Below are 18,519 nucleotides of genomic sequence, written 5' to 3' on the forward strand. Positions count from 1 at the left end.
AGTGGTTCGCCACTTACCTTTTTCTTTTCTATCCCTAATCACCGCTTGCTGGTGGATATTTTTAAGGAAATAGATATGAGTCATCCAATCGAGCAGTTAGTCGACATTATGGCGAAATTGCGTGACCCGGAAACAGGGTGTCCTTGGGATAAGAAGCAGACTTTTGAAAGCGTTGTTCCATACACCATTGAAGAAACCTATGAAGTGGTGGATGCCATTCACAATCAAGATTGGCTCAATTTAAAAGAAGAGCTCGGTGACTTACTGTTTCAGGTGATTTTCTATAGTCAGATGGCTCGGGAACAAGGTTTGTTCGACTTTCGTGAAGTGGTCGAGACGGTGAATGAAAAGCTGACTCGCCGCCATCCTCATGTTTTTTCGGATGCACAATTTGCTGATGAAGCGGAACTGAATGCCAATTGGGAAAAGGAAAAATCCCTTGAAAAAGCCCAAGTAGGCAAAAGCGAGCAAAGTATTCTAGACTCTATACCACAATCGCTGCCAGCGTTATCGAGAGCGAATAAGATTCAAAAAAAATGCGCAAAATACGGTTTCGACTGGGAGACTTTAGGTCCAGTTGTAGACAAAGTGCATGAAGAAATTGAAGAAGTGGTTGCCGAAGCCATCAATGTCGATGTTGATGAAGCGAGAGTTGAAGAGGAACTGGGTGATTTGCTGTTTGCCACGGTGAATTTAGTCCGTCACCTGAAAAAAGATCCTGAAGTTGCTCTAGCCAAAGCTAATCGTAAATTTGTAAGGCGCTTTCAAGGTGTTGAAACTCAAGTGAGAGAGCAGGATAAAACCTTGACGGACTTTTCATTGCAAGAGCTAGATGGCATGTGGGAGCGAGTGAAAAGAAGGGAAAAAGGTCTTGAATAAAGGTCTGAATACGACCTTTTGAGACAAAATTAACTCAATTAAATTACTTTGTTTGCATTCTGCGATAAGGCTATTTGATTTGAAGCAAAAAATTAAAAACTGAGTGTGATAGATTTCACGTTGTGGCGGTAATTGGGTTCTGGTATAGTTTCGTCCCGTCCAGAAGAAATCCATTTCCCTCATTCAACCAATTTCAGGTTAAACATGACGACAAATTATATTTTTGTTACTGGCGGGGTTGTATCCTCACTAGGTAAAGGTATTGCAGCAGCATCGCTTGCGGCTATTTTAGAAGCTCGTGGTCTTAAAGTGACTATGATGAAGCTTGACCCTTACATCAACGTTGATCCAGGCACAATGAGCCCTACTCAACACGGTGAAGTGTTTGTCACGGAAGATGGCGCTGAAACAGACCTTGACCTTGGTCACTACGAACGTTTCATTCGTACTAAGATGACCAAGCGCAATAACTTTACTGCTGGTCGTGTTTATGCTGATGTTTTACGTAAAGAGCGTCGTGGCGATTACCTAGGTGCAACCATTCAGGTTATCCCGCATATCACTAACGCTATCAAAGACCGTGTAATCGCGGGCTCCGAAGGTCACGATGTGGCTATCGTTGAGGTTGGTGGCACTGTTGGTGATATCGAATCTCTACCATTCATGGAAGCGATTCGTCAGTTGGCAATCGAAGTCGGCCGTGAACACGCAATGTTCATGCATTTGACTCTAGTTCCTTACCTTGCTGCGGCAGGTGAAGTGAAAACTAAGCCAACTCAACACTCTGTAAAAGAACTGCTATCTATCGGTATTCAGCCTGACATCCTAGTATGTCGTAGCGACCGTATGATCCCAGCAAACGAGCGTAAGAAGATTGCACTTTTCTGTAACGTTTCTGAGAAAGCAGTAATTTCAATGAAGGACGTAGATTCAATCTACAAGATCCCTCAATTGATCAAGTCGCAAGGCTTGGATGATTTAGTTTGTACTCGTTTTGGTATCAATGCTCCTGAAGCTGATCTATCTGAATGGGAACAAGTTATTTACGAAGAAGCGAACCCAACGGGTGACGTTGTTATCGGTATGGTTGGTAAGTACATTGAACTACCAGACGCTTACAAATCAGTAAACGAAGCACTAAAACATGCTGGCCTAAAAAATCGTTTGAATGTAACGATTAAATATGTAGATTCTCAAGACGTAGAAACTCGTGGTTTCGAAGTTCTGCAAGGTCTTGATGCAATTTTGGTTCCTGGTGGCTTTGGTGACCGTGGTATTGAAGGCAAGATTATGGCTGCTCAATACGCACGTGAAAACAAGGTTCCTTACCTAGGTATCTGTCTAGGTATGCAAGTAGCGCTTATCGAGTACGCTCGTAACGTTGCTGGTATGGAAGGTGCACATTCAACAGAATTTAACAAAAACACTAAGTTCCCTGTGGTAGGTTTGATTACTGAATGGGTAGATAGTGAAGGTAAAGTTGAAGAGCGTACAGAGACTTCTGATCTTGGCGGAACAATGCGCCTAGGTTCTCAGCTATGCCACCTAGAAAAAGGTACTAAAGCTTACCAACTATACGGTAGTGCGACGATCCATGAACGTCACCGTCACCGTTATGAAGTAAACAATAATCTTCGTCCGCAGATTGAAAAAGCTGGCCTAAAAGTTTCAGGCTTATCTGCTGACAAGAAATTGGTTGAAGTGATTGAGAACCCTGCTCACCCATGGTTTGTAGCAGCGCAGTTCCACCCAGAATTCACATCAACCCCTCGTGATGGCCACCCATTATTTGCTGGTTTCGTAAAAGCAGCGGGTGAGTTCCAACGCGGTGAATCTGAGAAGTAACAAGGATACGGGCAGTTGCTTTAAGTTGTGCAGCTGTCCTTTATAGTTTTGACATTTAAATTCAACGAGAGGAAACATTAATGTCTAAGATCGTTAAAGTTCTAGGTCGTGAAATCATCGACTCACGTGGTAACCCAACTGTAGAAGCTGAAGTACACCTAGAAGGCGGTTTCGTTGGTATGGCGGCAGCTCCATCTGGCGCATCTACTGGTTCTCGTGAAGCTCTTGAGCTACGCGATGGCGACAAATCACGTTTCCTAGGTAAAGGTGTTCTTAAAGCAATCGCTGCTGTAAATGGTCCAATCGCTGACGCTCTAGTTGGTAAAGATGCTAAAGACCAAGCTGCTGTTGACCAAGTGATGATCGACCTAGACGGTACTGAAAACAAATCTAACTTTGGTGCTAACGCAATCCTAGCTGTTTCTCTAGCAAACGCTAAAGCAGCAGCTGCTGCTAAAGGCATGCCTCTATACGAGCACATCGCTGAGCTAAACGGCACTGCAGGTCAATTCTCTATGCCTCTACCAATGATGAACATCATCAACGGTGGTGAGCACGCAGATAACAACGTTGATATCCAAGAATTCATGATTCAACCAGTTGGCGCTGCAACTCTTAAAGAAGCTGTACGTATGGGTGCGGAAGTATTCCACAACCTAGCTAAAGTTCTTAAGTCTAAAGGTTACAACACTGCTGTTGGTGACGAAGGTGGTTTCGCTCCTAACCTAAAATCTAACGCTGAAGCGCTAGAAGTTATCGCAGAAGCAGTTGCAGCGGCTGGTTACGTTCTAGGTAAAGACGTTACTCTAGCTATGGACTGTGCAGCATCTGAGTTCTACGACAAAGACGCTGGCATCTACAACATGAAAGGCGAAGGTAAAACTTTCTCTTCTGAAGAGTTCAACCACTACCTAGCTGGTCTAGTTGAAAAATTCCCTATCGTTTCTATCGAAGATGGTCTAGACGAGTCAGATTGGGATGGCTTCAAGCACCAAACTGAACTACTTGGCGGTAAGATCCAGCTAGTAGGTGACGATCTATTCGTTACTAACACTAAGATTCTTGCTCAAGGTATCGAGAAAGGCGTTGCTAACTCTATTCTTATCAAGTTCAACCAAATCGGTTCTCTAACTGAGACTCTAGCTGCAATCAAGATGGCTAAAGACGCAGGTTACACAGCAGTAATCTCTCACCGTTCTGGCGAAACTGAAGATGCAACTATCGCTGACCTAGCGGTAGGTACAGCTGCAGGTCAAATCAAAACTGGTTCTATGAGCCGTTCTGACCGTGTTGCTAAGTACAACCAACTTATCCGTATCGAAGAAGCACTAGCTGGTCGTGCTCCTTTCAACGGTCTTAAAGAAGTTAAAGGCCAAGCTTAATTCTTAGTTGAGTTAATATTGGTTATATAAACTTTGAAACCCTCGCTTCGGCGGGGGTTTTTGTTTAAATACGGGTAATTAAGAGCGATGAGCTGTTCTGACTGTGTTGCTGCTATACCTAAAAGAAAGCAACCAACTTATCCGTATCAAAGAAGCGCTAGCTAGTCGTGCTCCCCTTTCTTTTTACAAGAAGCGGTCTTAAATAAGTTAAAGGCCAAGCTTAATTCTTAATTGAATAAAGTTTAGCTTTAAAGCTTTTAGAAACGCTCCACTTCGGTGGGGCGTTTTTTGTTTTCTAACCCTAAACCACCTTCTATGAAGGTGGTGATTGTCCTTTTGGGCTATGCCCGAAAGGCATTAAGGTTAAGGGACAGGGTATACAATAACGGCTTAAAAGTTATGATTCGACAAAAATACGGGGTGTAATGGATGTTCTCTGCCGTAGAAGTTGAATACTAAAGCGCTCACCGACGCTAGTTATATAACTTGATGTGTTATAGCCCCCTTATAGGGGGCCATTCAAAGCCACCTGCTATGCAGGTGGATTTTTACTTGGGGCTCGGGTGATAAGGTAAGTAAGTATCGAACACAAACACGCATTAATTCATCCATGAAGCTCCAATTTACCATCCATGGCAAATAAGGTTTGTTTATCGATACTCACTGACCTTCCTTATACATTTTAAGAAACTATCTGTTCTGAATTATTTTGCTGAAGGGGGAATAGGTATGCTGGAGCAAACATACAAGGGCATGGATGCCCTTGTTTAAGTGCACATGGATGTCTTGAACGGTTTGCGGAAGTATTCCTATTCCTTCCCGATAATCAAAGACGAAATCGTCTCAATCCGTCTTTTCTCTAGTTCATCGCGAATCGCTTTGCCCTGAAAGCCATCGGCAATAATGTCCTTCACTTCGATACTCAGTGCGGCTTGATGAGCAGCCTCAAATAGTGCTTTTTGCGGGTAAGGGTTCTCTTCACAACCTAAACGACCTGAGTGATCTGCCTGACAGCAGAGTAGCACCTCTTCTAAACGCTCTGGCTTTCGCCATACGTCGAGTTTATTGAGAATTTTGAGTTTGGTACTGGCTTTCAGTTCTGCCGCTCTATGGATGTTTGAGTGCTGCTCACAAACCAGTAGCGCCAGCTCTTTAAATTCATTCGGCACGCGAACTCGTTCGCACAGTTTCTTGATGATTTTCATACCGGTATGGCAATGCATTTTATGGCTTGGCCATTCTGATTCTGGTGTGACGCCTTTGCCTAAATCATGCACTTGCGCGGCAAATCGCACGGTCAGAGACGAAGAGAGCTGAGCCGCTTGTTTCGCCACCATAAGAGTGTGAATACCGGTATCAATTTCAGGGTGCCACTTTTCCGGCTGAGGAACACCAAACAAACGATCGAGTTCAGGAAGAACAACCTTCAACGCGCCACAATCTCTCAGTACAGAAAGAAATACTTCAGGATTCTTAGTTGACAGGGACTTATGCCACTCCTGCCATAAACGTTCTGCGGTCAAATGCTCAAGCTCGCCACTATTCGCGATTTGAGCCATAAGAGTCATGGTTTCTTCTGCAACGGTAAAGCCAAGATGAGTCAGCTTGGCTGCGAAGCGGGCTAAGCGTAGAACACGAAGCGGATCTTCAATAAAGGCGTCGGATACATGGCGTAGAATGCGATCATTAAGATCACGCTGTCCGCCATACGGATCGATAAGTGTGCCATCTTCAGCTTGTGCCATTGCATTTATGGTGAGATCGCGTCTGATCAGATCTTCTTCCAGCGTAACATCGGGTGCAAAGTGACATTCGAAGCCAGTGTAGCCTGCACCTGATTTTCTCTCGGTACGGGCAAGTGCGTATTCTTGCTTGGTTTTAGGGTGCAAGAAGACAGGAAAGTCTTTGCCAACAGTGGTAAAGCCTTGGCTTAACATTTCATCAGGGCTACTTCCCACCACAACCCAGTCCTTATCGTAAACAGGGATGTCGAGTAGCTTGTCGCGAACGGCGCCGCCAACTAGGTAAACTTGCACTAAACCGCCTCAAAAATCATTAATGTCGTTGGATAATCGTCAGCGGCAATGATACTTTGCGCTTAATCACTTTGATAGAGGCAGGGGTATGTATCAACAATTTTTCGGTTTAGCTGAGTTACCTTTCTCAATTGTGCCGAATTCTCGCTATTTGTATTTAAGTCAACGTCACCAAGAGGCCATTTCCCATCTGCAAGAAGGATTGGGGGACGGTGGTGGTTTTGCCATGTTGACTGGCGAGGTTGGTACAGGGAAAACGACCGTAGCGAAAGCGATTCTGGATAATTTGCCTGACAATACTCAAGCTGGATTTATTCTTAATCCAACCTTTTCAGAACAAGAGCTGCTGGAAGCCATTTGTGATGAGTTTGCCGTTAGTTATGGGAAAAAAACGACGATCAAAAAACTCAGTCAGGCTCTTAACCAATTTCTTTTGGATAAGCATGCTGCTGGTATTCAGATCCTGCTGATTATCGATGAAGCACAGCACCTTGCGCCCGATGTTTTAGAACAACTAAGACTGCTGACCAATCTAGAAACAGACAGCCGAAAGCTGTTGAAGGTGTTACTGATCGGTCAGCCTGAACTGCAACAGAAACTTCAATTGCCTCAGCTTCGCCAGTTAGCACAGCGAATTACTGGTCGATATCATCTGCTGCCTCTCGATGAAGTCGAAACGGCTCATTACATCCGTTTTCGCCTGCAACAAGCGGGTGGTGATGGGAATTTGTTCTCTAACAAATGCGCTAAGTGGATTGCTCGTGAAACCCACGGAATTCCGCGGCTGATTAATTTGGTCTGTGACAACAGCTTGAAAGGTGCATTTAAAGCTGGTGAAAAAGAACTCGGTTTAGAGCGAGTAAAATGGGCTTGTCAGCAAGTGATGAGCTTTCAATCAACGGTCTACCAGCGCTCGGATGCAAAACCTTCTTCTCCGCGTTTCCCTTTCGTTGCTGCAACGTGCAGTTTAATCGGCCTTTCTTTAGCTGCCGCAAGTGCGTATTGGCTTCCACCTATCATCAACGAGCAGGTGGCTCATCATTGGCCACAGCCAGAAGCAAAACCAGCGCTACAAGAAACAGTATTTCCAAAACAAGTTGAAGAGGTTCTCATTCAAGCTGAGGACCTAAGCAGTGCGCTGCGTGCTCTTTATGCGGTATGGGGGTATCAGGCATCGGTAACAGATACCTTTTGCCAGTCCGATACTTCATCGCTTTTGCAATGTATGCCAAGTCAAGGTGACTGGCAGACTCTCTCTCAGCTCAATATGCCGGTGGTGTTAACGCTTGAGGTTGATAACAAGCCGAGTTACGCAGTGTTGTATCGCTTAAATGGAGATGAGCTGGAGCTTCTGGTGAATGGTGAACATATACGTATTGATAAGCAGTGGATATCGCCGTTGTGGAAGGGTGAATTTCATCTAACTTGGCAAGCCAGTTTTAAACAGACTTTAAAGAGCGGAATGAAAGGCCAGGAGATAGCTCTTCTTGACCGAAAGTTATCGCAAATTCTGGGCGAGCCGGAGCGGGAAACACAAGTGTTTGATGAAGAAGTAAAGCGTAAGGTCTCCTTGTTTCAGCGTTGGCAGAATATGTATGTGGATGGCATTGCGGGAGAACAAACACTGCGCCGTCTAGAGCTGCTTACACAGCAAGATGCACCTAAGCTGGACGCTCCTAAACTCGGTGCGTCACACTTGGTAGGAGGTGCATAATGTCGCAAGTAATGAATGCGCTGAAATCGTCACACCAAGGTTACCAGTCTAATACTATGACTCATGGGTATAGCTCTGCGACTCTCTCAGCCGAGAAGCCCCAGCTTTTCCGCTGGTATCACAGCTTATTGTTGATTGTGCCGAGTGCTGTGACTGTCTCGCTGCTGAGCTATCAAAGTTATCAACTTCAGCAACAGAATATCACTCAAGTAATGAGCCAGCCTGCGCTAGTGGAACAAATTCCAGCACCAGCTGAGTTTCTGCCTTACCCTGAGTTTAATGAGCTAAAAAGTACCTATCTTATTACTGCTCAAACTGAACAGGTTTTAGCTGAAACGGAAGACGCACCATCATTTGATATTAAGCAAACCAATGAAACGACAGTGGCTAAAACATCAGATCTCTCAACTTCCGTGCAGAAGGACGATACACCTTTAAATCTAGAACAACTGGATCTGAGTGGTCTTTCGCCTGCGCTTGCTATGAGAGTAGAGTCTGCGATGAAAAGCACAGGTAGCGCTTCTAAACGCAGTAATTCAAGAGCGATATCCTTGGTGCAAAATGCTGATAAGTACTCAGGTCATCTACCCGCGATGGATTTTCAGACCCACGTTTATGCTAGCTCTGAAAGTAAGCGTTGGATAAAAATGAATGGTGTGGAATATCACGAAGGGGATATGTTGTCAGACGGTGTGATGCTGGTAGAAATTAATCCTCAAACAACCTTGGTGCAGTTCGAACAGCAGTTGATTGAAATTCCTGCGCTCTACCACTGGCAAGGATAGATTTTGTTGCTTCTCAAAAAGCACTGGTCAGCATAAACAAAAAAGGTCACTAGCGAGTGACCTTTTTCAATTTGATAACGTTTATGCCCAACCAGCAGGATTGCGCTTACGTCGTGGAATAATGTGCGGAAGGATAAGACCCAGTAGTAAACCGATACCAGCAACACCACCACCATAAGTGAAGTATTTCAGTAGTAAGTCTTCTTTCTGTGTATCCAATTTCGCACGCAATTCACGAATCTCAGTTTGAGACGCTGTTAGCTGCTTACTGATTTCACCGTAATTTTGTTCGAGTTGCGCTATTTGTTGGTTGCGAACTTCCAAAGACTCAACCAAACCTGCTTTTTCGGAATCGGCACTTTGACGCGCATTCGCTAATTGCGATTTAACCTGAGATAACTCTTTTTCAAGTTGTGGTAAACGCACTGCCATACTTATTTCACGAGTCACAAAACGGCTTTCCACCCAACCTTTTCTGCCGCGAGAGTCTACAATTTCGCTGTAGTCGCTTTCTTTGTTGGTTGAAACTAGCTGAACTTTCTCACCTGCGTCAATGCTGCCGATAATACGATATTGGTTGCTTGGACCAGAATGCATATAAGTAAACAGCTTATCGGCGATGTAACGGTCTTGTGCAAACGCTGGGCTTGCTAACATGGAAAATAACACCATGCAGATAAGTTTTTTCACGGTAAATCCCTTAGTTATAAATTGTAGCTTTACACTCATGTGGCAAATAGTAAAAAGTTTCTTATTCGCGTGCAACAAAGAAGGGAGGCAAAGCCTCCCTTTATGTGCGTTTGAGTCAATAATGACATCGCCTTAACAAAGCATTGACTTAATTAATTAAGAGAAAACGCCTTGAATAGCATAGAAGAACACAACAGCCAATAAAGCACCAGCTGGAAGCGTTACAATCCAAGAAGCAACGATGTTACGTACAACTCCTAGGTTCAATGCTGCGATACCACGCGCAAAACCTACACCCAGAACCGCACCAACAAGTGTCTGAGTGGTTGAAATCGGTAGACCAGTACCTGACGCCAATACTACTGTAGATGCGGTAGCAAGCTGAGCTGCGAAGCCACGGCTAGGCGTTAGCTCTGTAATACCTGTACCAACCGTTGCCATCACTTTGTGACCCATGGTTGCTAGACCAACAACGATACCGAAACCACCGAGAGGTAGAATCCACCAAGCAATAGAGCTTTTCGCTGTGATTTCGCCCATGTGTTCGATAGTAGACACAACTGCAGACAGCGGGCCAATCGCGTTTGCAACGTCGTTTGAACCGTGAGCGAATGCCATGGCACAAGCGGTAATTACCATCAAAACACTGAAGATACTTTCTACACCAGAAAAACTATGGTCGTCTTCACGGTTAGCAAATTTCTTCTGAATGTAAAGATAGCCACCAACCATTACTAGCGCAGAAACGCCAGCAGACCATAACCAAGCTTCTGTGTTTGAAAGGTGTAAGCCAACGTGCTTAAGACCTTTCTTGATGGTTACAAGTGCAATCACCATCGTTGTGATGAACATGTACACAGGAACAAAGCGCTTAGCATTGAGAAGCGGCTTTTCTGTATCGAAAATCAGTCGTTGTGCACTGATGAATATGAAATATGCAAAGATACCGGAGATTAGAGGGGTAACAATCCAGCTACCAACGATACCTTTTACCGAGCCCCAATCCACCGCTTCAGTACCGAAAGATACACATGCAAAACCAATGATCGCACCGATAATTGAGTGAGTAGTTGAGACTGGCCAGCCCATATACGAAGCAAGCAGTAACCAAGTACCTGCTGCTAGTAGAGCTGACATCATGCCATAAATAAGAACGTCAGGATGTTCAGCAAATAGTGATGTATCAATCACGCCTTTGCGGATTGTGTCAGTTACTTCACCACCGGCTAAGTAAGCACCTGCGAATTCGAACACCATCGCGATAAGAATCGCTTGTTTAACGGTTAGAGCTTTAGAACCAACTGATGTTCCCATTGCGTTCGCAACGTCGTTCGCACCAATACCGATAGCCATTAAGAAACCGAAAATGGCAGCAACAATAATCAGGACAGTGCCGTAGTTAGCAAGGATATCCATCTTTATACCTAGTTGTTTATAACAAGCGGAACTATTTTTTCGTGTTTTAGGCACGAATTTAAACCGTTGGCGATAAAAAATTAACGCTTAGTTCAGTTTTATAAAATAGCTCTTAGTTATTTGGTTAACTTTAAATTTATGAGCGAGAAAGCATCACTTCTAGACGAGCACCAACGCGCTGCGCCTGATCAGCGATACCGCCAACCCATTCAAAAATCTTGTATAAGAACATAACGTCAATCGGATTAAGCGAAGATTCTAGGGTTCTTAGCTTTTGACGCAGACGTATCTGAATAACATCAGTATCGTCTTCGATTTCATCCAATTGATTAATCATTTCAGCAACGAGTGTTACTTCACGGCCTTTGAAGCCAGTCTCTAACAATTCGTCTAGCTCGTTGATAACTTTCTGTGCTTGAGCCGCTGCATCTAAGCAACGTTTCACATAGATAATAAAGTCAGCTTGGAGAGGTTCAGGAATAATAAGCTCGCGACCAACAACACGACCAGAAATGTCCTTTGCTAGGTTGGCAAGTTTATCTTGCTGTGTGAGAAGTTCGAGCATGTCTGTACGGTCTACAGGCATAAACAAACCACGAGGAAGTTTAAGGCGAATTTCGCGCTTTAACACGTCAGCTTCTTTCTCTAAATGAGAAATCTGTGCGCGGATTTCAGATGCTTTTTCCCAGTCTCCAGTAGCACAAACCTCAAAGAAAGGCACTAGATAAGAACAGCATTCATTCACACACACTACGTGTCGTTGCAAAGGCTTTATAGGGGACTTTGCAAATAACCCCATAATTGTATTTACTGGCATGGTCATTCAACCTAATAACTATAACCTTAAAAAAACATACACCATTGTATGGCTAAATGTTGAGCGATGGCTATAAAGGCGCGCATGTTAACCCATTAACAGTGTCATGAAAACTGTTTTAGATCATCAAACGGTCTATATTTCACTCTTGCTCAGCCGCGTTTTAGGCAATATCCTTTCGGTATCTGCTTTGAAAGGGTTATATATGGAAACCGAGATAGAACTGAAGTTTTTTGTGTCACCAGATTTTTCAGAAATTTTATGTCAAAAGATTTCTGATACAAAAGTACTTCAGCACAGTTGTCGAGAGCTAGGTAATACGTATTTTGATACTCCTGATAACTGGTTACGTCAACATGATATAGGGCTACGAATCCGACGTTTTGATGATGTGTATGTTCAAACGGTAAAGACTGCAGGACGCGTCGTTGCTGGTTTACATCAAAGACCGGAATTCAACGCTGAACATCAGAGCAACGAACCTGAACTCTCGCTTCACCCTGCTGACATTTGGCCTCAAGGCAAAGAAGTTGATGTTCTGCAATCTGAGCTTAGCGCGCTCTTCTCTACTAATTTTACTCGTGAACAATGGTTAATTGGCATGCCGGACGGTAGTCAGGTTGAAGTCGCTTTTGACCAAGGTTTAGTGGTTGCGGGTGATAAAGAGTATCCAATTTGCGAAGTGGAGTTAGAACTGAAATCTGGGCAAACCGATGCGCTGTTTACCTTAGCTCGTCAGTTCTGCGATAACGGTGGAATGCGCCTAGGCAACCTGAGTAAAGCAGCAAGAGGTTATCGTCTGGCCGCCGATTATCAAGGCGATGAAGTTAAGCCTCTAAGTTTAGTGAATACCAGCAGTCAAGACACGGTTGAGTATTGTTTGATTAACTCGCTGGAACATGCGCTGTCTCATTGGCACTACCATGAGCAAATCTATACAGAGCGTGATTCAATCCCTGCATTGCATGAAATCAGCAACAGCATTCGATTTATTCGCCAGATTCTAAGCATCTACGGCGGCGTTGTTCCTCGTCGAGCAAGTGCGATTTTGCGCCAGGAGCTGAAGTGGTTGGAAGAAGAGTTGAGCTGGTTAAAGTCTTACGATTATCTTGATGATCTTCTTGAAGATAAAGGTTATGCACTGCGTAAATTGGATGCGCGTAAGTTTTTAATTGCTGAACTGAAAGAGCAGCAAGATAACTTACCTCAACGGGAAGAAAACCTACGTTTGCTCAACTCTGCTCGTTATACCGGTTTGTTGCTTGATTTAAGCCGCTGGATCCTGACTCGCGGATGGCAGCCGTTTCTCGATGAAAAAGCGCGTGAAAAAATGGCGACCAACATCCTTCGATTCTCTGCCAAGCAGCTGGATCGAACTTGGGCTGAATTGATCGAGTCGTTCCCGCCAGAGCATCATTTGAGCAGCCAAGAGTATATTGATCAGCAGTATCGTTTGATGCGAAATCTTTATACCGGAATTGGTTTCGCAAGTTTGTACGATTCAGAAGAACGTAACTCTTTCCGCATGCCTTGGGCGGATCTGTTGCACGGTATCGACGATTTGTTAACCTTAAGAACGTTGGAACCGTTTGTTGAGAAGCTCGAAGGTGAGGAAAAAGAGCAGCTACAACGCTGGTTGATCCGCCAAGAGAATTCGATTTTACATGCCATGGAGCAGACTCGAATTATAGGTGTAGAAGCTCATCCTTACTGGCGTGACTAATTAAGACATTGAGCTTTTTGAATCAGGGATACTTGTTAGTATCCCTTTTTGTTTTCTATTCCACTGGTTTACTTTGTTGCGGATGATCAGGTTTGTTTTCCAGCTCTCCTATCCGGCGCAAAATTTCGTTTTGCTGTACAACTATCTGTTGCAGCATCTGCTGCTCTCTTTGTGCATGTAACAGCTGCTTTTTGTCGGGAGATGTGAGCAGTGACGTGATCAAACCTGAAATCATACCGAAGATCCCCACGCCGCACAGAATCATAGCGGTCGCAATCAAACGTCCTGCCGTAGTGACTGGATAATGATCACCATAACCTACGGTTGAAATGGTCACTAATGCCCACCACAAAGCATCTCCACCGGATTGAATATTCGCATGAGGATCTTTGGTTTCGAAAAACAACATCAAGCTTGAACCCAACGTCATCATCAAAACCAACAGTAATAAGATCGACGCAATGGTGGTTTCTCTGCGGTTTGAAAGTAGTTGTTTAGCGATAACTCTTCCTGAACGAATGACTAAAATAATTCTTAGGATGTGGAAAATACGTGCGTAGCGCAGAGGCTCGATCATCGGGATACTCGCAACGAAATCTATCCAGTGCCGTTTCATAAATTGCATTCGATCTGTAGACCGGATCAAATCTACGCAAAGTTGTAGGATGAAAATACTACATATAAGGAAGTCTAGGCCGATAAACAAATGGCGCATTTCTGGCTCTATTGGAAAAAATAGTAAGCCTGAGATCACAAATAGAGCTAAGAAAGACAAAATGAGTGATAACAATCCCATAGGTTTCGTTTCATCTTTGATACTATCTTTTTTCATACGAGGCTCGAAATAATTCAACGTGCGTGAAGATTTTTTCACTGTAGTAGTGATAAATAAGCGATTTTCAATATATAAGACATTGTGGAGGCATGACAATGACAACAATGGCATTTAAGCCATGGGAACGAGTAATAACAAATGTTCGCCTTGTTCCTAAGATGGTAATGCTGATGGTGTTCAGTACTTTCCTGATCATCGGTAAGCAACTTTGGGATGCTCATACCTTTTATAATGCACTTTTGGCGGCAACCCAAAATGTCGAAGTCGCACAGAAACATTACGACGACTACATCGTGCAAGTAGTTTGGCAAACAGGTTTGATGATAGCTGTATTTGTCGTATTGCTTCTTTTTGCAGCGCGTATCATGCTGCGTCAAACTCATTATCTTAGTGACTCAATCAAACAGATGGCGCGTCGTGACTTATCTGCGGCTATCGAGATGGATTGTAAAGATGAATACGGCGAACTGGCGAAAGAGCTGGAAAAAACACGTCTTCAATTAAAAGAATTGATTGTTGCTCAGGTCGATGCTTCCCAAGAGCTTACGGCTATGACTGAAATTATGACGCTCAGCATGTCTGAAACCAAAGAGTCAGCTCAAGAAGAGTTCAATGAAATCGACCAGCTAGCAACTGCTATGAGCGAAATGTCTTCAACGGTGCAAACAGTAGCAGGGCATGCGCAAAGCGCGTCTTCCTTAACCGAAGATGCATCTAAACAAGCTCAGACAGGCCAACGATTTGTGAAAAGTACGGTCGGCAAAATGAGTGAGCTTTCGAAAGACATCTCTAAATCTGCTCAGGCTGTAAACCAAGTTGAAGAGCGTGTTGAATCAATCAGTAGTGTTGTTGGTACTATCCAAAGCATCTCTGAACAAACAAACCTATTGGCACTTAACGCGGCTATTGAAGCGGCTCGTGCTGGTGAAGCTGGCCGTGGTTTTGCGGTTGTTGCAGATGAAGTTCGTAATCTTGCGCAGCGCACTCAAACTGCAACGGTAGAAATTCAAGATATGATTTCTCAACTTCAAAGCAGTGCGAACTCAGCGGTAGAGCTGATGGAAAAGAGTGTGGTTGAAGTTGCTGAAGGTGTTGAACTAGTGACTAATGCAGGAACTGAGCTTGATGGTATTGTGGCTCAAGTTCAGCAAATTAACGATATGAACTTCCAAATTGCAACGGCTGCGGGCCAACAAAGTAGTGTTGCAGAAGAGATGAACCAGAACTTAACCAATGTGAGAGAGCTGGTGGAAGCTTCGGTTACGGTCGTAACTGAGTTGCTTGAAACCTCAGAAATCATGCAAGGAAATGCCCAAGTATTGGACAGCAAAATCACTGAATTTAAAGTTTAATTCCTTCTGACATCGATAAGTCATGCATAAGCGCCCACAATTCGATTGTGGGCGTTTTTTATTACACTAATTTTGATATACCCTTCAATGAGTTTGGGTATAGTTACATCATCTTTCTTCGGGCTACCAGCATCAACAAGGACATATCATGCCATTGCCATCTCTTCTTGAAGATTATGCGAGTCAACAGTACTGCCATTTGCTAGAACAGCAGCCAGTGATTGCTCAATGGAATAGCGCTCTCCAAGCTCAGCTAAAAACCATTATCGGGCTGAGCAAGTTTGTCCATGAAACCTTGATGCGTGATGAAGCGTTATGCTGTGCGCTGCCCGAGATACTCAGCGAAGATTCTCGTTGTGATTTGTATCGGGAGCGTCTCTTTGCCCAGCTTTCCGTCTGCGAAGATGAAACCAGTGGTTTGCGCATTTTGCGTCAGTTCCGCAATCAAGAGATGGTTTATATCGCTTGGCGTGATTTTTTAAGTACCTGGACATTGAATGAGAGCCTAGAGCATTTATCGCAATTGGCGGAAGCTCTGATATTCGAAACATACCAATGGCAATACAAAGCCTGCTGCCAAGAGTGGGGAACTCCTTGTAACGCTCAAGGAGAGCATCAGCCGATGTTGATCATGGGTATGGGTAAACTCGGTGGCGGCGAGCTCAATTTCTCCTCCGATATCGATTTAATTTTCACTTATCCAGAAAATGGCGAGACACAAGGACAGCGACGCAGCATTGCTAATGCCCAGTTTTTTACTCGCTTAGGCCAACGAATTATCAAGATGCTCGATCAGCAGACCTTTGACGGCTTTTGCTATCGGGTAGATATGAGATTGCGTCCATTTGGTGAAAGTGGCCCGTTGGTGATGAGTTATGCTGCGCTTGAAGATTACTATCAAGAGCAGGGAAGAGACTGGGAACGTTATGCAATGGTTAAAGCGCGCGTTATGGGGCGTGAGATGTATTCTCAGTACCAAGAATTGCGCCAAATGCTGCGTCCGTTTGTATTTCGCCGTTATATCGATTTCAGCGCGATTCAATCACTGCGTCGAATGAAGTCGATGATCAGCAGTGAAGTTCGCCGCCGTGGATTAAGCAACAACATCAAATTAGGCGCGGGTGGTATTCGGGAGATCGAGTTCATTGCCCAAGTATTTCAACTGATTCGAGGTGGAAGAGAGCCGAGTCTGCGTCATCGCGGATTGCTTGAAACATTGCAAGCCATTGATGAGCTGCAATTGTTGGAAAAAAAGGAAGTTGAACAGTTAACCGAAGCGTATTACTTCTTGCGTCGTCTTGAAAATCTTCTTCAAGCATTAGCAGATAAACAAACTCAAACCCTACCTGATAAAGCGGAGGACCAGTTGAGACTGGCTTTTGCTATGGGTTTTGAATCTTGGGAATTACTTAATGCTCAAGTCAAACATCAGATGGCGAATGTGCATGCTGTGTTTGCTGCTCTGATTGGTGAAGAGGACGAGCAAGATGAAAATACGCTTGCTGCCCACTTCCACGAATTGTGGGACATGAGCCATAACCGCGAGTTAATAGAAAGCATTGTTGAGAATGAACTCGCTATGCAAGATGGAGCCGAAATCGTTGGTACCATCATCGGCTTCAAAGAGGACTTAGCAAAACGAACTATCGGTCCTCGCGGAAGAGAAGTGCTCAACCGTTTGATGCCAAAAGTGTATCAAGCAATTTTCAATCACCCTGAGGCAAAGTTTGGTTTATCAAGAGTGCTATCTTTGCTTCACAGTATTGCTACTCGTACTACTTACTTAGAACTGCTTGATGAACACCCGGCAGCGCTAGTGCAGTTGGTGCGTTTGTGTACCGCGAGTTCGATGATCTCTGAACAACTTGCGCGTTACCCGATTCTTCTTGATGAATTGATTGATCCACAGCATCTCTACAATCCGATTCCTTTGGAAAGTTACAAAACGGAGCTGAGAGATTTTCTCGCACGTATTCCAGAAGATGATATGGAACAGCAGATGGAAGCGCTGCGTCAATTTAAGCAAATATGTATTTTGAAGATTGCTGCTGCTGATATCGCAGATGTTTTGCCAGTGATGAAAGTGAGTGATCATTTAACTTATCTTGCTGAAGCGATTGTTGAATCTGTGGTGAATCAAGCCTGGTTGCAGGTGACAGCCAAATACGGTGAGCCTACCCACTTAAAAGATCGTGAAGGAAAGGGCTTTGCGGTTATTGGTTATGGCAAAGTCGGCGGTTGGGAACTTGGTTATAACTCTGATCTCGACATTGTTTTCATGCACGACTGCCCAGTTAATGCCTACACTGATGGTGTTAAAGAGATAGATGGTCGTCAGTTTTATCTGCGTTTAGCTCAACGTATCGTTCATATATTCTCTGTGCGTACTGCTTCTGGAATACTATATGAAGTCGACACACGTTTAAGACCGTCTGGCGCTTCTGGGTTGCTTGTTAGTCCAACAGAAGCATTTGAAGAGTACCAGCGCAATGATGCGTGGACTTGGGAACATCAGGCGCTAGTGAGAGCTCGCATGATTTATGGTGATGCTCCTTTGCAGCAAGCGTTTGACAAGATTCGACATGACATTTTGTCTATGCCTAGGGAAGAAGCAAAACTCAAGCAGGAAGTGGTTGATATGCGTATAAAAATGCGCGACCACCTCGGCGGTAAAAAGCCCGGCCGTTTCATGATAAAACAAGATGAAGGCGGTATTACGGACATTGAATTTTTGGCTCAGTACTTGGTCTTACGTTTTAGTCATCAACAGCCTAAGTTGACCCGATGGTCTGATAACGTGCGTATCTTTGAGTCATTGTTGATTCAGGGTGTGCTGGATGAAGAACAAGCTATGGCATTAACGCATGCTTATACGGCGATGCGAGATCAAATCCATCACCGCAATTTAGTGAATCAAGACGCTGATGTGGATGAAAGCAAATTTGTCCACGAGCGTGAAATTGTAAAACATGTTTGGAATCAGTGGCTAGGTTAATAACAGAGTTCTGATATTAGATAACTTTAGCCGCTCATAGGGCTGTGATA

The 18,519-nt window shown here is 44.1% G+C and carries 13 protein-coding genes; 8 read left to right on the forward strand and 5 right to left on the reverse strand.

What is annotated here, in order from left to right; translation table 11 throughout:
- Positions 1 to 75 precede the first annotated feature (75 nt).
- The 3 genes from mazG (at position 76) to eno (ending at position 4,106) form a co-directional block, all read left to right on the forward strand.
- Positions 76 to 879, forward strand: a complete 804-nt coding sequence (gene mazG / locus ACRQQK_RS15750) for a nucleoside triphosphate pyrophosphohydrolase (protein WP_457512922.1) — start codon at positions 76 to 78, stop codon at positions 877 to 879.
- 204 nt (positions 880 to 1,083) lie between these two features.
- Positions 1,084 to 2,724, forward strand: a complete 1,641-nt coding sequence (locus tag ACRQQK_RS15755) for a CTP synthase (RefSeq protein ID WP_457512924.1) — start codon at positions 1,084 to 1,086, stop codon at positions 2,722 to 2,724.
- Between the two features lie 80 nt (positions 2,725 to 2,804).
- Complete coding sequence (gene eno, locus ACRQQK_RS15760) at positions 2,805 to 4,106, forward strand: phosphopyruvate hydratase (RefSeq protein WP_457512926.1); 1,302 nt, start codon at positions 2,805 to 2,807, stop codon at positions 4,104 to 4,106.
- An 809-nt stretch (positions 4,107 to 4,915) separates the two neighbouring features.
- Here eno and ACRQQK_RS15765 read toward each other — a convergent pair.
- Positions 4,916 to 6,142, reverse strand: a complete 1,227-nt coding sequence (locus ACRQQK_RS15765; RefSeq protein ID WP_457512928.1) for a multifunctional CCA addition/repair protein — start codon at positions 6,140 to 6,142, stop codon at positions 4,916 to 4,918.
- A gap of 88 nt (positions 6,143 to 6,230) precedes the next feature.
- Here ACRQQK_RS15765 and ACRQQK_RS15770 point away from each other — a divergent pair, with 88 nt between their 5' ends.
- Together ACRQQK_RS15770 and ACRQQK_RS15775 are read left to right on the forward strand one after the other, a co-directional pair.
- Positions 6,231 to 7,856 carry an ExeA family protein gene (locus tag ACRQQK_RS15770; protein ID WP_457512931.1) on the forward strand — a complete coding sequence of 542 codons (1,626 nt, stop codon included), beginning with the start codon at positions 6,231 to 6,233 and terminating at the stop codon, positions 7,854 to 7,856.
- On the forward strand, positions 7,856 to 8,641 hold the full coding sequence (locus tag ACRQQK_RS15775; protein ID WP_457512933.1) for a general secretion pathway protein GspB: 786 nt from the start codon (positions 7,856 to 7,858) through the stop codon (positions 8,639 to 8,641). The genes ACRQQK_RS15770 and ACRQQK_RS15775 overlap by 1 nt, the downstream gene beginning before the upstream one ends.
- A gap of 81 nt (positions 8,642 to 8,722) precedes the next feature.
- Here the strand turns inward: ACRQQK_RS15775 and ACRQQK_RS15780 are convergent, their stop codons facing one another.
- From ACRQQK_RS15780 to ACRQQK_RS15790, 3 genes are all read right to left on the reverse strand, one after another.
- Entirely contained in the window at positions 8,723 to 9,331 is a 609-nt protein-coding gene (locus ACRQQK_RS15780) for a TIGR04211 family SH3 domain-containing protein (RefSeq protein WP_457512935.1), read from the reverse strand.
- Positions 9,332 to 9,487: 156 nt separating this feature from the next.
- Positions 9,488 to 10,747 carry an inorganic phosphate transporter gene (locus ACRQQK_RS15785; RefSeq protein WP_457512937.1) on the reverse strand — a complete coding sequence of 420 codons (1,260 nt, stop codon included), beginning with the start codon at positions 10,745 to 10,747 and terminating at the stop codon, positions 9,488 to 9,490.
- A gap of 136 nt (positions 10,748 to 10,883) precedes the next feature.
- Entirely contained in the window at positions 10,884 to 11,564 is a 681-nt protein-coding gene (locus ACRQQK_RS15790) for a TIGR00153 family protein (protein ID WP_457512939.1), read from the reverse strand.
- 205 nt (positions 11,565 to 11,769) lie between these two features.
- Here ACRQQK_RS15790 and ACRQQK_RS15795 point away from each other — a divergent pair, with 205 nt between their 5' ends.
- Positions 11,770 to 13,287: a CYTH and CHAD domain-containing protein gene (locus ACRQQK_RS15795; RefSeq protein WP_457513208.1), complete on the forward strand. Its 1,518-nt coding sequence runs from the start codon at positions 11,770 to 11,772 to the stop codon at positions 13,285 to 13,287.
- A 55-nt stretch (positions 13,288 to 13,342) separates the two neighbouring features.
- On the opposite strand, the gene ACRQQK_RS15800 is transcribed toward ACRQQK_RS15795, so the two are convergent.
- Complete coding sequence (locus tag ACRQQK_RS15800; RefSeq protein ID WP_457512941.1) at positions 13,343 to 14,119, reverse strand: potassium channel family protein; 777 nt, start codon at positions 14,117 to 14,119, stop codon at positions 13,343 to 13,345.
- A gap of 98 nt (positions 14,120 to 14,217) precedes the next feature.
- Here ACRQQK_RS15800 and ACRQQK_RS15805 point away from each other — a divergent pair, with 98 nt between their 5' ends.
- Both ACRQQK_RS15805 and glnE read left to right on the forward strand, forming a co-directional pair.
- Positions 14,218 to 15,474 (forward strand): methyl-accepting chemotaxis protein, encoded by a 1,257-nt coding sequence (locus ACRQQK_RS15805; protein ID WP_457512943.1) that lies wholly within the window; start codon positions 14,218 to 14,220, stop codon positions 15,472 to 15,474.
- Positions 15,475 to 15,622: 148 nt separating this feature from the next.
- Positions 15,623 to 18,469 (forward strand): bifunctional [glutamate--ammonia ligase]-adenylyl-L-tyrosine phosphorylase/[glutamate--ammonia-ligase] adenylyltransferase, encoded by a 2,847-nt coding sequence (gene glnE / locus ACRQQK_RS15810; RefSeq protein WP_457512945.1) that lies wholly within the window; start codon positions 15,623 to 15,625, stop codon positions 18,467 to 18,469.
- The last annotated feature ends 50 nt before the right edge of the window (positions 18,470 to 18,519 follow it).

It is taken from the genome of Vibrio sp. C8, assembly GCF_054051265.1.